Annotated in this window: 11 protein-coding genes; 7 read left to right on the top strand and 4 right to left on the bottom strand. The window is 60.2% G+C overall.

Annotated elements, in window-relative coordinates; genetic code table 11:
- Nucleotides 1-341: 341 nt before the first annotated feature.
- From BLV04_RS16875 to BLV04_RS16865, 3 genes are all read left to right on the top strand, one after another.
- Complete coding sequence (locus BLV04_RS16875; RefSeq protein ID WP_093034829.1) at nt 342-2,231, top strand: LTA synthase family protein; 1,890 nt, start codon at nt 342-344, stop codon at nt 2,229-2,231.
- 217 nt (nt 2,232-2,448) lie between these two features.
- Complete coding sequence (locus tag BLV04_RS16870) at nt 2,449-2,997, top strand: hypothetical protein (protein ID WP_093034826.1); 549 nt, start codon at nt 2,449-2,451, stop codon at nt 2,995-2,997.
- Nucleotides 2,994-5,459 carry a heavy metal translocating P-type ATPase gene (locus tag BLV04_RS16865; protein ID WP_093034823.1) on the top strand — a complete coding sequence of 822 codons (2,466 nt, stop codon included), beginning with the start codon at nt 2,994-2,996 and terminating at the stop codon, nt 5,457-5,459. Before BLV04_RS16870 ends, BLV04_RS16865 begins: the two co-directional genes overlap by 4 nt.
- Here BLV04_RS16865 and BLV04_RS16860 read toward each other — a convergent pair.
- Nucleotides 5,420-5,701: a hypothetical protein gene (locus tag BLV04_RS16860; protein WP_093034820.1), complete on the bottom strand. Its 282-nt coding sequence runs from the start codon at nt 5,699-5,701 to the stop codon at nt 5,420-5,422. The genes BLV04_RS16865 and BLV04_RS16860 overlap by 40 nt on opposite strands.
- A 782-nt stretch (nt 5,702-6,483) precedes the next feature.
- On the opposite strand from BLV04_RS16860, the gene BLV04_RS24990 reads away from it, so the two are divergent.
- The 4 genes from BLV04_RS24990 (at nt 6,484) to BLV04_RS24485 (ending at nt 12,716) form a co-directional block, all read left to right on the top strand.
- Entirely contained in the window at nt 6,484-6,648 is a 165-nt protein-coding gene (locus BLV04_RS24990) for a hypothetical protein (RefSeq protein WP_175534669.1), read from the top strand.
- Between the two features lie 25 nt (nt 6,649-6,673).
- Nucleotides 6,674-8,314, top strand: coding sequence for an NERD domain-containing protein (locus tag BLV04_RS16850; protein WP_093034813.1), 1,641 nt, complete (start codon nt 6,674-6,676; stop codon nt 8,312-8,314).
- A gap of 389 nt (nt 8,315-8,703) precedes the next feature.
- A complete protein-coding gene (locus BLV04_RS16845; protein WP_093034811.1) occupies nt 8,704-10,743 on the top strand; it encodes a dynamin family protein in 2,040 nt (679 codons plus the stop codon).
- Between the two features lie 95 nt (nt 10,744-10,838).
- Nucleotides 10,839-12,716 (top strand): hypothetical protein, encoded by a 1,878-nt coding sequence (locus tag BLV04_RS24485; protein ID WP_139191952.1) that lies wholly within the window; start codon nt 10,839-10,841, stop codon nt 12,714-12,716.
- Between the two features lie 74 nt (nt 12,717-12,790).
- Here BLV04_RS24485 and BLV04_RS16840 read toward each other — a convergent pair.
- The 3 genes from BLV04_RS16840 to grxD all read right to left on the bottom strand — a co-directional run bounded on the left by BLV04_RS16840 (nt 12,791) and on the right by grxD (nt 14,837).
- Nucleotides 12,791-13,971 (bottom strand): IS3 family transposase gene (locus BLV04_RS16840; protein WP_371828651.1). Its coding sequence is split into 2 segments (ribosomal slippage): nt 12,791-13,719 and nt 13,719-13,971, totalling 1,182 coding nucleotides; the frame shifts between segments, so codons are not numbered across the junction.
- A 288-nt stretch (nt 13,972-14,259) separates the two neighbouring features.
- Nucleotides 14,260-14,502 (bottom strand): BolA/IbaG family iron-sulfur metabolism protein, encoded by a 243-nt coding sequence (locus tag BLV04_RS16830; protein WP_093034805.1) that lies wholly within the window; start codon nt 14,500-14,502, stop codon nt 14,260-14,262.
- A 20-nt stretch (nt 14,503-14,522) separates the two neighbouring features.
- The gene (gene grxD, locus BLV04_RS16825) at nt 14,523-14,837 is read right to left on the bottom strand and encodes a Grx4 family monothiol glutaredoxin (RefSeq protein ID WP_093034802.1); all 315 of its coding nucleotides are present in this window, start codon (nt 14,835-14,837) and stop codon (nt 14,523-14,525) included.
- Between the last annotated feature and the right edge of the window lie 78 nt (nt 14,838-14,915).

Raw genomic sequence — 14,915 nt, 5'->3', positions numbered from 1 at the left:
CCGAGCCACGCGCCGAAGCGGAGCGGATCTCGCCCGGCGTGACGGGTTCCCTTTGAACCGGGTCGAGAACAACCTCGGCAGGTCCAGACTCGCGCGGGGTAAAGGAGCGAGTCTCGATTCGAACAACCGGGTGCGTGGACGGCGAGCGGCGCGCCCCACGGCGTGATGCCGGACAAAGCCCGCGCAAAACATCCTTTAAGTGCCCTCACCCAAGTCCCCGAACTGGTCAGGGGCAATCGCGTGCATTACACTTTCATGTCGATCCCATGACGTTTCATTTGCGTCCTTGATGCTCCGTCGCCCCGCCGGGGAGAGGGGATCTTGGCATGATCCGAGTACCGATGAACCGACTCCGTTTTCCGACCCCTCGTTCGAGCGGGCTCCGCCGTGCACTCGGCTGGACCGGCGCGATGCTCTTCGTCGCGGCCTGGTATCTGGCTGCACAGGCCGCAATGGATCTCCTGTTCGAGGTCAAGCCCGGACCCGATGCCTTTCGGGCGGACCTGATCGCGCACCTCGTGATCGGCGCCTTGCTCTACGGCATGTCGAGCAGCCTCGCGCGCTTTGCGCTCGGCACGGCCGCCCTGTTTACCGCGCTGACGCTCGGCAACGCGCTCAAGATGTCGATCTTGGGCGGCCCCCTGATGCCCGACGACTTCGTCGCCGCCAAGAACATGTTTCTGCTGCTCGAGGGATGGCAGCTCGCGGGGGCTGCACTCATGGTTGCCGTACCGGCGATCCTGCTCTGGTGGATGATCGCCTGGCGTCGGGCTTGGTCCTGGGTCAATGTCGGCGGCATCGCGCTCGCCGTCGCACTGCTCGTCACCTTCCCCGAGCCGGCAAGTCTCGCGTTGGATAAGCAGTTGGGAAATTCGGTCTGGAATCAACGCGGCAACTTCGAGTCCAGAGGTCTCCCGCTGCAGCTCCTGCAGGAAGGCGTGCGCAGTCGCGCCCGGCGCGAGCCCGCCCCGACGCCCGACGAGGTCGAAGCGGCAATCGCGCGGCTCGGCACCTCCGCCCGGAGCGACCTGATCAAGGTCGCAAGCCCGGCAGGCCCGAAGCGCAATCTCCACATGATCGTGCTCGAATCCTTCTGGGATCCGATGCTGCTCGGCGCATCCAAGCTCTCCGCCGATCCGCTCGATCCGGCATTCCGCGAGCTTTGGGCCGCATCGGGACATGCCCACGCCCTCGCTCCGGTCTTCGGCGGCTACACGGCCAACACCGAGTTCGAGATCCTCTGCGGCTTCCCGGTGGAGCGCGACAACGTCTTCTTCGAAGGCGGACTGCGCAACGACGTCCCCTGTCTGCCGCGCCATCTGGCGAGCGCCGGCTACCGGTCCTTCGCATCGCACCCCAACGCGGCGTCCTTCTGGAATCGGGTCAATGCGTACCGTCGCATCGGCTTCGACACCTATTGGTCCGACAGCGATTTCGCTCTCGACGACATGAACGAGGGCTTTCTGAGCGACGCCTCGCTCTATCGTCAGGTGCTCGAGCGACTCGGAACTGAGATTCAAGGGCCGACACCGATCTTCAACTATGTGCTGACCTATTTCGGACATCTTCCTTATCCGCTCAACGCGCAGCGCCAGAACGTCGTCGGCGCCGCAGAGGGACACGCGACGGTGGAGGCTTACGCCAACACCATGTACTACAAATCGCGTGAGCTGATGGACTTCCTGCATGAGCTGCGACAGCGCGACCCGGACAGCCTGATCGTCCTCTTCGGCGACCATCTGCCCGCGCTCGGCAACCAGTTCGGCGGCTTCCGCGAATCCGGACTGCTGGCGCCGAACCGCGCCGAGTTCAGCGATACGATGTTCCGAACGCTCGTCGCCACGCCCTTGATCCTGATCGACGGACGACGCGGCGTCGTGAAGACCGGCGACCTGCCCTTCTACCAACTGCCCGGACTACTGCTGCGTCTCTTGGAGGACCAGCGTCCCTCGATGATGGCCCTCACCGCCCCCGAGCCCGGCTCACCGGCGATCCGCCCGCTCCCCGGCATGCACTTCATCGGCGACGGCGACACGGTGACCACCTGCCGCGATCCCGCTGACCAATCCGCCGCCTGCACGAGCTCCACCGCCCGGCTCGCGGCACTGCGCGTCATCGGTCGCGACATCTTCGGCGGCGCCCAACACGCGTTGCGTCGCCTCGAACCCACGCCCGGATTCAGGGCCGCCGCCTCCGCGTTGCCCCCGGATGAGCTGAAGCCGAAGCTCTGAGGGCTCCCGCGCCGGGCGAGCGATTCGACCCATCGCGAGCCGCGGAATATCAATCTACGCCATGACTCAAGTCGGAGCCGTCGAACCCGACCGATCGCGCGGCAATCCCTTGTGCCGGAGTGCATGCAATCCTCGTTGGAATGACCCTCACCGATCCCACATCTAGTCCTGCCGCAGCAGGCGGGCGGGCATCCTTGCAGATACCGGAGATGCCGACATGAACTACACCGAGGTCATGGACGTGCTGGGTCGGGCCAGTCTGTTCGAGCTCTATCGCTTGAACGCGGCCATCAGCAACCAGCTCGACGATCCGAAGCGGATCAGTGCCGTGAAGAAGGCTCTGCGTGTCGGTCAGACGGTGGGTTGGTTCGACCACGTCGAGAACAGGCTGCAGGAGGCCAAGCTGCTGCGGATCAACCGGACCCGTGCGGAGATCGAAAATCTCGGCGACGGAAAACGCTGGAGCATTCTCTTCCATCAGATCGATCTCGACGGCGAGGACGTGACGATCGCCACACAGAAGCGCCAAGCGGTCGACCGCAATCGTCTGAGCGTCGGCGACCGGGTCGCCTTCAAGGATTGCGAGGGGCATGAGCGGTTCGGACAGGTGGTGAAGCTGAATACCAAGACCGCTTCGGTGCAGGTCGGTACCGTCCGCTGGCGGGTGGGTTACGGGCTCTTGACGCCGGTGATCGACGGCGCTCTCGGCGACCTCGTTGCCGACCCGTTGGCCCTGCCGGGTGACTGGAGCGAGGTCGACGCATGACACAAGAGGTGCGGATCGGTGTCGGCGGCATGAGCTGCGCGTCCTGCGTAGCGCGGGTGGAGCGCGCCATCGCCCGCGCGCCGGGCGTGGACTCGGCGACGGTGAACCTCGCGGCCGGCACCGCGATCGTGCGCTTCGAGCAGGCGACCGTGCCGGCCCTGCTCGATGCGGTGCGCGGCGCCGGTTACGAGCCGGTGGTCGCGTCGGTCACCCTGCGCGTCGGCGGCATGACGTGCGCGTCGTGTGTCGCGCGCGTGGAGCGGGCCATTCAGGCCGTACCGGGCGTCATCGAGGCGACGGTCAATCTCGGCACCGAATCGGCGAGCATCAGCTATCTCCCCGCCTCGGTGAGCTCGGAGCGCATCGCCCAAGCGATCCGCACGGCCGGCTACGAGCCGGCGGCGCCCGAGCAACGCACCGAGACCGACGAGATGCGCAAGGCGGACGAGCTCGGCCTGCTCGCACGCGATCTGCGCGTCGCCGCGTCCCTGACCCTGCCGCTGTTGCTGATCAGCATGGGACCGATGGTCGTGCCTGGGCTCCATACCCTCATGGACAGGCTGGCACCGATGAGCCTTTGGGCATGGCTTGAGCTGGTGCTGGCCACGCCGGTGCTCTTCTGGTCCGGGCGGCGTTTCCTCACGCGTGGTCTGACCGAGCTTCGGCATCTGAGCCCGGGCATGGACAGTCTGGTCATGCTCGGCAGCGGCGCGGCCTATCTCTACTCGCTGCTCGCGCTCACCCTGCCTGGGATCTTTCCCGCGGGGACGGTCCATCTTTATTTCGAGGCCGCCGCGGTCATCGTCACCCTGATCCTGCTCGGACGTTATCTGGAAGCCGTCGCCAAGGGACGGACCTCGCAGGCGATCCGACGTCTGGTGAACCTCCAGCCCAAGACGGCCCGCATCATCGGCCCGGACGGCGAGATCGAGATCCCCGCCGACGCCGTCGTCCCGGGCGACGTCATCCAAGTCCGCCCGGGCGAGCGCATCCCGGTCGACGGCACCCTGACCGAGGGCGGCAGCCGGGTCGACGAATCCATGATCAGCGGCGAGCCGGTGCCCGTGCGCAAGGATCCGGGAGACGAGGTCATCGGCGGCACGCTCAACCAGACCGGGTCCTTCCGCTACCGCGCCACCCGCGTGGGCGCCGAGACGGTGCTGGCGCAGATCATCCGGCTGGTCGAGGACGCCCAATCCGGCAAACCGCCGATCCAGCGCGTCGCCGACCGGATCGCGGCCATCTTCGTGCCCGTGGTCATGATCGTCGCGCTCGTGACCTTCGCAGTCTGGCTCTGGCTCGGTCCGGAACCGCCCTTGAGCTATGCCTTCGTCGCCGCGGTCAGCGTGCTGCTGATCGCCTGTCCCTGCGCCATGGGGCTCGCGACGCCGACGGCCATCATGGTCGCTACAGGACGCGGCGCGGCCTTGGGGATCCTCGTCCGCAACGGCGCCGCGCTGGAGACGCTGGCCCGCGTGGACACCCTCGTCCTGGACAAGACCGGGACCTTGACCGAAGGTCATCCTGCCCTGACCGCGCTCAATGCCTACGCCATGGACGAGGACGCGGCGCTGACCCTGACGGCGGCGGTCGAGCACCACAGCGAGCATCCGATCGCCGCGGCCATCGTCGCGGCGGCCAAGGCACGGGGATTGACCCTGCCGGACGCCACGCAGATCGAGGCGGAGCCCGGGTTCGGCATTCAGGGACACGTCGGCGAGCAACGAATCGCGGTCGGTGCGCGGCGCTGGATGGAGCGTCTGGAGGTGCCCCTGGACGCAGCGAGCGAGGTCGCCGAGCGACTCGGCGCGGAAGGCCAGACTCCGATCTACGTCGCGGCGGATCAACGCCTGATCGCGGTGCTGGCGGTTGCGGATCCCGTCAAGGCAGGCAGTCGAGAGGCCATTGCGCAGCTGCGTGCGCTGGGGCTCGAGGTCGGGATGCTGACCGGCGACGGCCGCCGGACCGCCGAGGCGATCGCACGGCAAGTCGGCATCACGCGCGTCCTTGCCGAGGTGCTGCCGGCGGACAAGGCCGCCGAGGTCAAGCGTCTGCAAGCCGAGGGGCGGCGCGTCGCCTTCGTCGGGGACGGCATCAACGACGCCCCGGCCCTTGCGCAGGCGGATGTCGGCATCGCCATCGGCACCGGGACCGATATCGCGGTCGAGGCCGGCGAGGTGATCCTGATGCAGGGCGACCTGCGCGGCACCGCGACCGCGATCGCGCTGGCGCGCAAGACGCTGCGCACCATCCGCATCAACTTCTTCTGGGCCTATGCCTACAACGTCGCGCTCATCCCGCTGGCCGCCGGGGTCTTCTTCCCGTTCACCGGATGGCTGCTCAACCCCATGCTCGCCGCAGGCGCCATGAGCGTGTCGAGTCTCTTCGTCGTCACCAACAGCCTACGGCTGCGGCGCTTCGCTCAAGCCGCGCAGGGCTCCCGCCAACTCGCCGCCAGGTAGTCATACACGACATCGATCTGCTCCGGCGTCAGGGCGCCGAAGTGGTGGCTCAGACGATAGCCGAGGTTCAGCCAGGTCAAGCGCTCGAGCTTCTCGGCCTCGTACACCTTGCCCTCCAGCGCCGCAGCCCAGCCGACCCGGAACTTGCTGCTGCGATGCGCATCCGGCGCCTTGCGCTCGTCACGATCGTAGACGAGCGCGGCGAACGCCTCGTCGATGGCCTGTTGCGTTGGAGTCGGCATGATGGGTCTCTCTGTCGTGTTGTGGCCTGGATCCGGCGGTTGAAGGGCCCCCGGAGTGCTTCACGCGGGGTGTCCGAGCATACCGGGGGCGCATTATAGGTCCACGATGCTTGCAGGGTGCGTTGAGAGATCGCAAACCCGAGACAGTCAACCAAGACGGCGGCTCCTGAAACGCCTCGCGGTCCTTCTCGGAGTCCACGCTGACCTTGCCGGACACTTTTACCTTGGCCAATTCACCAGTGAGGCACCGCCAAACGAAACGGGCGGCAACAGATAGGCCAAACCTAACGTCGCGGGACGCCTGCTCTCTACTTTACCCGCGCCCCCGTGCGGACTGGAGGTATCCGGCGGGCGAAGCGGATTGGTCAAGGGCTCGATGGCTCGAGGCGCGGCGAAGAGCGGCGCAGCCGATAGCCACAGCAGAATCAGGGAGACCGTCATCGGAACCGGGATCCTTGAGCGGAGGAAATGTCTCCGGAACATAGAAGGTGGCAGAGTAACCAATGCTTCGGGGCAGACTAAAGGGAATCGCCCGACGAAGATAAGAACGGCATCCGTCGCCGCCCCACGGCCTCGTCGTTCCGCCCCTCGACATACCGCGGCATCCTCCTGGTCCTTTCAGACCCTGCAGGGCACGCAGCATCGAACATTTCCCGCTGCGCGCACTCGCCCGCCACGGGCCGTACCTCCGTCGCAAACCATGACGCCCATCAACTCGCGCAACCCGCGCCGCGTCTACACTCAAACACGTCCTTGCGATTTCATGGAGAACGTCCCCGACGATGGACACCTACGGCGCTCAAATCAGCGACACCGCCCATCACGGCGGTCGGAGCACGCGCAGCAAGGTCGTCCGTTCCGCCGGACCCGAAGCAGCCAAGGACGAGGCCGAGCGCCCAGCCGATCGCTATCCGGTCGGGCGCGTCGTCGGCATCGGCAAACGCTGATCGCCAGCATCGAGAACGGACGCTCATGGCCAGGATCATCCCCTCCGACATCAGCCCCTTGGCGCTCGCGGGCGCGCATTCGGGAGAGTTCGAGACGCTGGCGCTGCTCAAGGCGCAACTCGGCCCCGACTATGCCGTGTTCCACGGTGTCCATTGGAGCTTCAGCCAAGGCCAGGTCACCCGATTCGGCGAGATCGACTTCATCCTGGTCAACCGCGCGGGCGCCGTACTCTGCATCGAGCAGAAGAACGGGGTCCTGAACGAAACGCCGGACGGCCTGGTCAAGGTCTACTGTCAGCGTCGAAAGTCGGTCGGTGCGCAGATTCATCGCGCGCTGGACCAGGTCCGCGACAAGTTTCAGTGGCAGCACGGGAGCGCATCGCCGCTCGACCTCGACTATCTGCTCTACTGCCCCGACTACCGCGTCCGCAATCTCAACGCGGCCGGCCTGGACCAAAGTCGCATCCTCGATGCCGCCGCCACCGACGGACTGGCCCGGCGGATCGAACGGATCCTCGGCCCCGGCGAACCCGATCCCGCTCGACGCACCTTGGTCGAAGACTTCTTCTGCCAGACCTTCGAGGTCGTCCCGCAGATCCACGTATACCGACGGGCCCAAGAGCAACACTTCGTGCGCCACGGCGGCGGCCTCGCCGAACTGGTCCGCACCCTGGAGATGACGCCGTTTCGGGTGCGCGTCTCCGGCACCGGCGGCTGCGGCAAGAGTCTGCTGGCCGGCGTATTCGCCCGCGATCAGGTCAAACAGGGGCGGCGCGTCCTCATGATCTGCTTCAACCGACCGCTCGCCGATCGCCTGCAAAACCTGCTGCCCGAGGTCCACGCCCGAACCTTCTACGGCTTTTGCGACCAGTTCCTGCGCGCACGCGGCGAGCCCCTGGACTACAAGGGCATGAACCAGCCCGGCTTCTGGAGCGCCATGCAGGACCGCGTCCTCTCCGCCCCGATCCCGGACGCTTGGCGCTTCGATGTGCTCATCCTCGACGAGGGACAGGATTTCGACGCCGATTGGCTGGAGATCCTCAAGCTCTTCCTCACCGAGGACGCCCGCATCCTCTGGCTCGACGACCCGGATCAAAACCTGCTCGGCAAGCCACCGGTCGATCTCCCGGGCTTCGTGCGCCTGCACTCGCGCCACAACTATCGCTCCCCCTACGGAATCGCCCGCTTCATGCGCAGCCACCTGCCCTTCGACTTCGAGCCCGCCAACCCGCTGCCCGGACTGGGTGTGGGCGTGCACCCCTATCGCGATGCCGACGATCAAGCCAAGCACCTGGATACGGTCGTCGCCGACCTGCTCGCCCTCGGTTTCGCCCCGGACGAGATCGTCATCCTCTCGTTGCGCGGCGTCGACCAGTCCCCGCTCTGGAAACACAACTGCATCGGCCGCCACACGATCCGCCGCTTCACCGGCACCTACCAACCCGACGGCGTGCAGACCTGGACCGACGGCGACATCACGCTCGACAGCCTCTACCGATTCAAAGGCCAGGACGCCCCGGCGATCATCCTGACCGATGTCGAGGATCAGAAGGATACGGAACGCCGCGACCGATTGCTCTATTGCGGGATGGGGCGGGCGACCGTGCGGGTGGATGTGTTGGTGAAGGGGGGGAGCGGAATTGGGAAGCGGTTGGGGGTCGCGTGATGCCATTGCGCTCGATCAAAGCCTACCGAGCGGGGAAACCAACGGCTCTAAACAGACAGCGAGCCGAGGATCGGACCGCATTGTGAGAAGAGTCAGTGGAATCGCCCCCGCAAACCGGATACGGTCGTGGCCGTAGGGAATGCAGAGCGACAAGAGCGACTGCTGTAGCTCCATTGAAAACGGCCCTTAAACTGCGCAAACAAAAAGCCCATCAATTACCTGAGACACCCGTAAAAAAACACTAACCATAGCAATAAGAAAACTGACTTTTCGACACACCGTTCGACCGATAACAACGTCCTTAAAGGCAGAAACATACATACAATATTTAGCCTCTTAGTTGTTATCTTGAACCCCCTATGACAATATAAAAACCAGCGGAGTTTAGCGTGAACGAATATCAGAAACTTAGCGACACAATTAACAATATTGCCGAAGAAGCAAGCAGGGCAAGCATTAAAAACTATCTTAAACGCTTTAAGGAAACTGGTCATTTCGATAAATTTGAAGAACGGTTTGCAGATTTCAAGCAAGACGTTCAACGCGCGGCTGAAGAATGTGACCGGGCAATCAATAGCCCAGTCTACGTTGGCGTTGTCGGGCATTACTCCCACGGAAAGTCTAGCCTTTTAAACGCTCTATTATCCCCGCCTAAAAGCCGAGAGTTGTTACCCACCGGCGATAGCGTAGTGACTGCCATGTGTACTTTAGTTGGCTTTAAGGATGACCGCCAGGGCCATGAATTCCATGAGGTGAAATACGACGGCGTTGAGTCACCAATTCCAGCAGAAGAATACCAAAGCAAAGTCTCAGGTAAGCGACCGAGCTCTTTGCAAGGCGTTCATCATTTTAGGATCAAGCTCAATACATCCGAACTCAATCCCGGCGTCTTCCAGTCGATGGCGGACAAAAATATCGAATTACTTGACACGCCCGGACTTGGAGGGCCTTACTGGAAAGATGAGCAAGCACTACAGAGTTGGATCAAGGAGTTTATGCTGCTTATCGTGGCTGTAAAAGCTGACGCTATCAATAAACGCGTTGCCGATTCCGTTAATCCATTTTTGAAATACTCTACACGACCTATCATTCCCGTCGTTACATTCTGGGACCTATGGCAACAATCTGACGCATACAAGGGAATTAGCACAGAGGAAGATGCACGCCAGAAAGCCCGTGAAGACTTGATAAAGTATTTCCCCGCGATGTCGGATGCAGTTGAGGACGGAAGGGTTACATTCGTTTCGGCGAAAAACTATCGAGACCAGACCAATCCGTATGAAACGAATGCACGTGAATTTTATACGGAAGACTGGAATATCGACAATGTCAGGACTACACTCACTAACTATATTAGCAGCAAAGTCATCGTTCTACAGTCGATGCGTTCGGAGCAGTCCGACCTAGAGCTCAATCGGAAAAGACGCGTTATCGAAGGGTGCAGCAACCTCTGCTCCACCTACAACAGCCTTAACTATACGTTGAAGTCGGAGCTAGAGGCGACAAGACCAAAAGCAGCATACGAAGAAGAACTAGAAGAGGCATTTCAGAGAATTCAGGATGAACTAACTCGCGAGTATGATCGCATCATAGATAAAGCCGCTGAGACAGTCGAGGATCGCGTTGCTGCAATATCAACGACCGGAAACTTGAGTCTACAATTGAGCGAGATCACAAAGGACGTCAATATAGAGACACATCGCCTAATTAAGGAAACTCTCCCCGATCGCCTTGACCGCACCCTTGAGCGCAGCGTGAAAAGAAGTATTACACGCTTCCTAGACAATGACTACCCCATTGAAAAATCCAAAATCAAACGCATGAAGCAGCAGGTCAATGACGCTTGCCGAGATCTCACCGAGGACCTTTGTAAGCCTACATCACAGAGTCCATTTAACCCTCCGCAGGGTGTAACTGATCTTGCAAAAAACGTAAGCAGCGCTTTGTTCGATGGCCTGAAAACCCTATTTACGACAAACCTGCCTTTGGCATTGTTAATACTTGCAGCGATATTTATACTACCCGCAATAACTGGCTGGCTCAGCGGTATTTGGTTAGTCGGAGATAAACTTGCGACTGGCGTCCAGTATCTGCAATACTTTATCTTTGCAGCCGGCGTATTCACACTTTTCGCTATTAGCTGGAGCAATGTAAAACGTGCCCGAGAGATGACTGCAATGCAAGTAAAAGAAAAGGCGCGTAAACAAAATCGGCGGGCCGATATTAGTGACCGCGTTAAGCCGGATGTCGATGCCAAGCTCAAAACCTTTGAGAATGACATTCGGGAAATACTTGAAAATGAGATTAAGCCACTAATTCAGTCCGGTGATGACATTTCTGAGGATCTCGATCGTTTGTTTTCCGACATCGGATCTCAGATTCGAATTATCGAAAAGGAATGCAGCTCGATGGCTAGAGGTATCCGCTGATGAGACCATTAAGAGGACTCTCTGATCATTACAATCGAGCTGCGGTCATATTGGCTAAAACCTTGCCGCAGCCGAGTCTTAGCGACGACCCCCTGATGCAATTGCTTCAGGCATTGGAGTCGGTCGAAACGGGCTCGCTTGCGCAGGATCTCGATCCACTACGAAGCTTTATCCGCTCGACCGAAAGGATTCTCGATAGTGAGTATCGATCCATTGCGAGTCGGTCAAATACGAGCTTCAGAGATCTTTGGCTTCCAATCGTTCTTCTTGGGAAAAGTTGGGCTTTGGCCACACGATCTTTATTAGGCATTCCAGCAGATTCTTGGCAACATGTAGACAGGGTCGAATCTATCATTTTCACACCGGTCACCCAGCGCGAAGATCCACGTTTGCGCGTCAGGCTATACAATGAGGTTAATTGTATACAAAGGGATGATTATAGAGAGTTCGAAAATTGCGTAAAAATCCCTTTCGGCCTTCGTACAACATACAAGACGAAAGAAGCGAGGATAGGATTTTTAGACCAGAAGAGTCGAATCATCGAAACAGAGAAGGATGATGCTGAACGCATGCTTCGCGGCGACTTCCCGACTTGGCTTGCTCTGCTTTTGAAGTGGGACGCGGTCGAGCAGATTGAGCTGAACTACCGACATGAAATCGGCGAAGATATTTGCAAACAAATCACTTCGATTGTAGCAATTCCAGATTGCCCAAGTGCCGTACGAGCTACTGCGGAGAGCGCTGAAACCTTCCTTGATAATTGCTTCGGTTGGCTCGGTTTATCGGACTCGCGAGCCAGAATCCCTGCGTCAGCCCTAATCATACTTACTAATGGCGGGGAGGAGTGGTATCAACTCCTTGAAGCATACAGCCGACGGATAAGAGCGCTCCTGTATGAAGAGTGCAGCTTTCGCTCCAATGACGGTGAAGCGATTGACGCGGAAACAAACTCCCCTCTGTTCTTTTCGCTCATACAAAGGCACCTGATCTTTCCCCCTGGGGCTGACATTCGATTAGAGAATGAATTCAACGCACTTGGAACGCTTTTCGATTTCGGAAGCGACGGTGAAAAAGGTTCTATACAAGAGAGATTTACATGGCCCAGCACCAGTGATTTAGCTGACCTGATAAGACACCGGATCGGCAACGTATCATTTTTGGTTGATGCGGGGGAGTCGCTTAAGCAACATTGCGATTACCTATTAAAGAAGGCAGACTCGCTGGATCTATCTTCGACCGACCAAACAGAACACGATTACTCTACGGAGTGGGAGCGTGAGGTTACGGGATCGGCGCAATCGTTTACAGCTACTCCAAATCCTACGACTGGAGACATTTTTGATCGTCTTACGGACCGACTTGCGGACCTGATCGCCAAGTCGACTCCGGACGCTTTTGATCAGACTTTCTCACAGGCTCAAAAAGTCGTAAACCGAGGCGTAATGCCTAGCCGTGAGAGCATGGAGCGTTCATTAAGCATGATGACCATGCTGACATCTTGCGTGTTTAGGGCAATTTTAGGCGTGTTTTCGCGCAATCTTGATATCGGCTTAGAAGTAATTAGACTTCTCAACGAACAAGGCACATATTCACCGAAGGGCACTGGCTTTCATAGCTTTAATGATGGACTTGAGGGAGACGATTTGTTTAAAGCGATGTCCGTCTTATTACGCTCTGCGGTTCATGAGGAGTCTCTTGATGACCGAATTACCGCGTTCGCAGCTGCATTATATGTTTTAGATGTTAATGGGGTCGTTCCTGAACGCGGGCCGGATGGGACGTTCGACGATGAGTATTGTGCTGCGACTGCGCTTGTAGCACTTGAGGAACGGGGTTTAGACATTCCCGAGGAAGTGTCAGCGTGGGCATTTGATTGCAAAGCGAACATCGATGCACTACTTAGCGCCGAGAAGCAAAATCAGATTAACGCAATCATGTCAAAGCATTCACTGTTTTTGCAAACTCTGAAATAGGCTGAAAAAGGTGAAAAAAGGGGTCACCATTTAGCTGAGGTTCCCTCATTTTTTCGTCTTCCAAGGGCAGGGGTTCATGCGACCTGCTTTTCTCCCTGTCCGGGGTTGATCCAGTCTTTCAGAAACTGCACCGGGGAAGTGTAACCGAGGGTGGAATGCAGACGCTTGCGGTTGTAGAACACCTCGATGTACTCGAAGGCGGTGGCCTTCATGGCGTCGCGGGTGGCGAAGCGCTCCCCGAAGATCCGCTCGTTCTTGAAGCTGTTGAACCAGCTCTCGGTCGGGGCATTGTCCCAACAATTGCCCTTGCGGCTCATCGAGCAGATCGTGCCGTACTGCGCCAGCTTTTCCTGGAACGCCTGGCTCGCGTACTGGCTCCCCCGATCGGAATGGTGGATCAGCCCCGGGGCCGGCTTGCGCCGAAACCAACCCATGGTCAGCGCGTCGCCGACGAGATCGGCCGTCATGCGCGGCTTCAGCGACCAGCCCACGACCTCGCGGTTGAACAGGCCCGGGACGATGGCCAGGTACAGCCAGCCTTCATCCGTCCACAGGTCGGTGATGTCGGCACTCCAGACCTGATTCGGGCCGCTCGGGGCGAAGTCGCGCGCGAGCAGGTTCTCGGTTACCGGCAGGCCGTGCTTGGAGTCGGTCGTGGCCTTGTAGCGGCGCTTGTGGCGCCCCCGGATGCCGTGATCGCGCATCAGGCGCTCCACCCGTGCCTTGCTCGCGGAGAAGCCTCGTACGCGCAGCTCACGCACCATCCGCGGGCTGCCGTAAGCACCCTTGAACTCGGCATGGATGGATTGAATCAGGGCCAGCAACTGCGCATCCGTCAGCCCACGGCGATCCGGTGTGCCGCCACACTGCCAGGCCCGGTAGCCGCCGACACTCACGGCGAGGGCATCACACAGCTCGTTCAGGGCGAAGCTGTCGCGGTGCGCAGCGATCCAGGCGTACTTCACAGCGCATCCCGCGCGAAGTACGCCGTCGCTTTTTTTAAGATCTCGACCTCGCGCTTGAGCCGCGCGTTCTCCGCACGCAGACGCGACAGCTCCATCGCCTCCGGCGTGACTTTCGCTGCGCCCGTACCGATGAGCGTGCCGACATCGAACGCCTTCACCCAGTTGCGCAGGGTCTGCTCGACCAGACCCATCTCCTTGGCCACCGCGCTCACGCGCTTGCCGTCCTTGACTCGCTTGACCGCCTGTTCCTTGAACTCGGCGGTGAACTCTTGCTTCGGAATCTTCTGCATCATCGTCTCCAGTGTGACAGACACTCTACGTCACCCTTGGAAGACTAAATTTCGGGGGAACCTCAGTCATTCAGGCCAGCCGTGTTCTGGCGGTGGCTGCACTGTTGGTCGATGCCAAGGATCCGTCGGCGGCGGCATTCTATCGGCACTTCGGCTTTGTGGCCCCTCCGGGCCGACCCGATCGACTCCTGTTGCCGGAGAGGGTATTGCGGAAACTCTTTCCCCGGTCGGACCAGCCTGACTAGAGCGGATGGCTTCGGCTGACCTTTGCGGCGGTCTGGCATCGTATCAGGGGGACTCCGCCGCCTTCTCTTGCGGTGTTTTGGCCTTGATCGTCAAGGCGTGCAGTGCGCCGGACTTCAGCCCGTCCTTGAACAGGGCCAATACGCCCTTTTGTCGTTGCAGCAGACCCTGGCCGGCGAAGGTTTCGCTGACGATGTGGAGCTCGAAGTTGCAGTCGGCCCCGGCGATGTCGATGATTGCCGCCGGGTATTCGGCCCGCACGCGCTTGACGCTGTCGTCTTGGTGCATCTGTGATCCTCGGTCTCGTGTCAGCCGGTCGCGCTTTTCAGCATCGGCAGCAGCTCGCCGCTCGCGAGCATGGCCTCGATGATGTCGCTGCCGCCGATGATCTCGCCGTTGATGAAGAGTTGCGGGAAGGTGGGAAAGTCCGAGACCTCGGGCAGCGCCTGCATGAACAAGGGCGCTGCCAAGACATCGACATAGGCGAACTCGACCCCGGTCGATTGAAGCGCCGCCGCAGCCTTGGCGGAGAACCCGCAGCGTGGCTCGCCCGGCGTGCCCTTCATGTACAGGACAATCGGGTTCTCCGCGAGTTGTTGACGGATCTTATCGGTGGTTTTCATCTGGCTTGCTCGCTGAGTGAGGTCGGTGGTCGGTTCCCTGCCCTGCGCGGGCAGTGGCCTGCGAGATCAAGACTCGCC

It is taken from the genome of Thiocapsa roseopersicina (assembly GCF_900106925.1).
GTDB classification, from domain to species: Bacteria; Pseudomonadota; Gammaproteobacteria; order Chromatiales; family Chromatiaceae; genus Thiocapsa; species Thiocapsa roseopersicina.
Note: the sequence above shows the minus strand (reverse complement) of the source record. Positions and strands in the feature narration are given on the sequence as shown.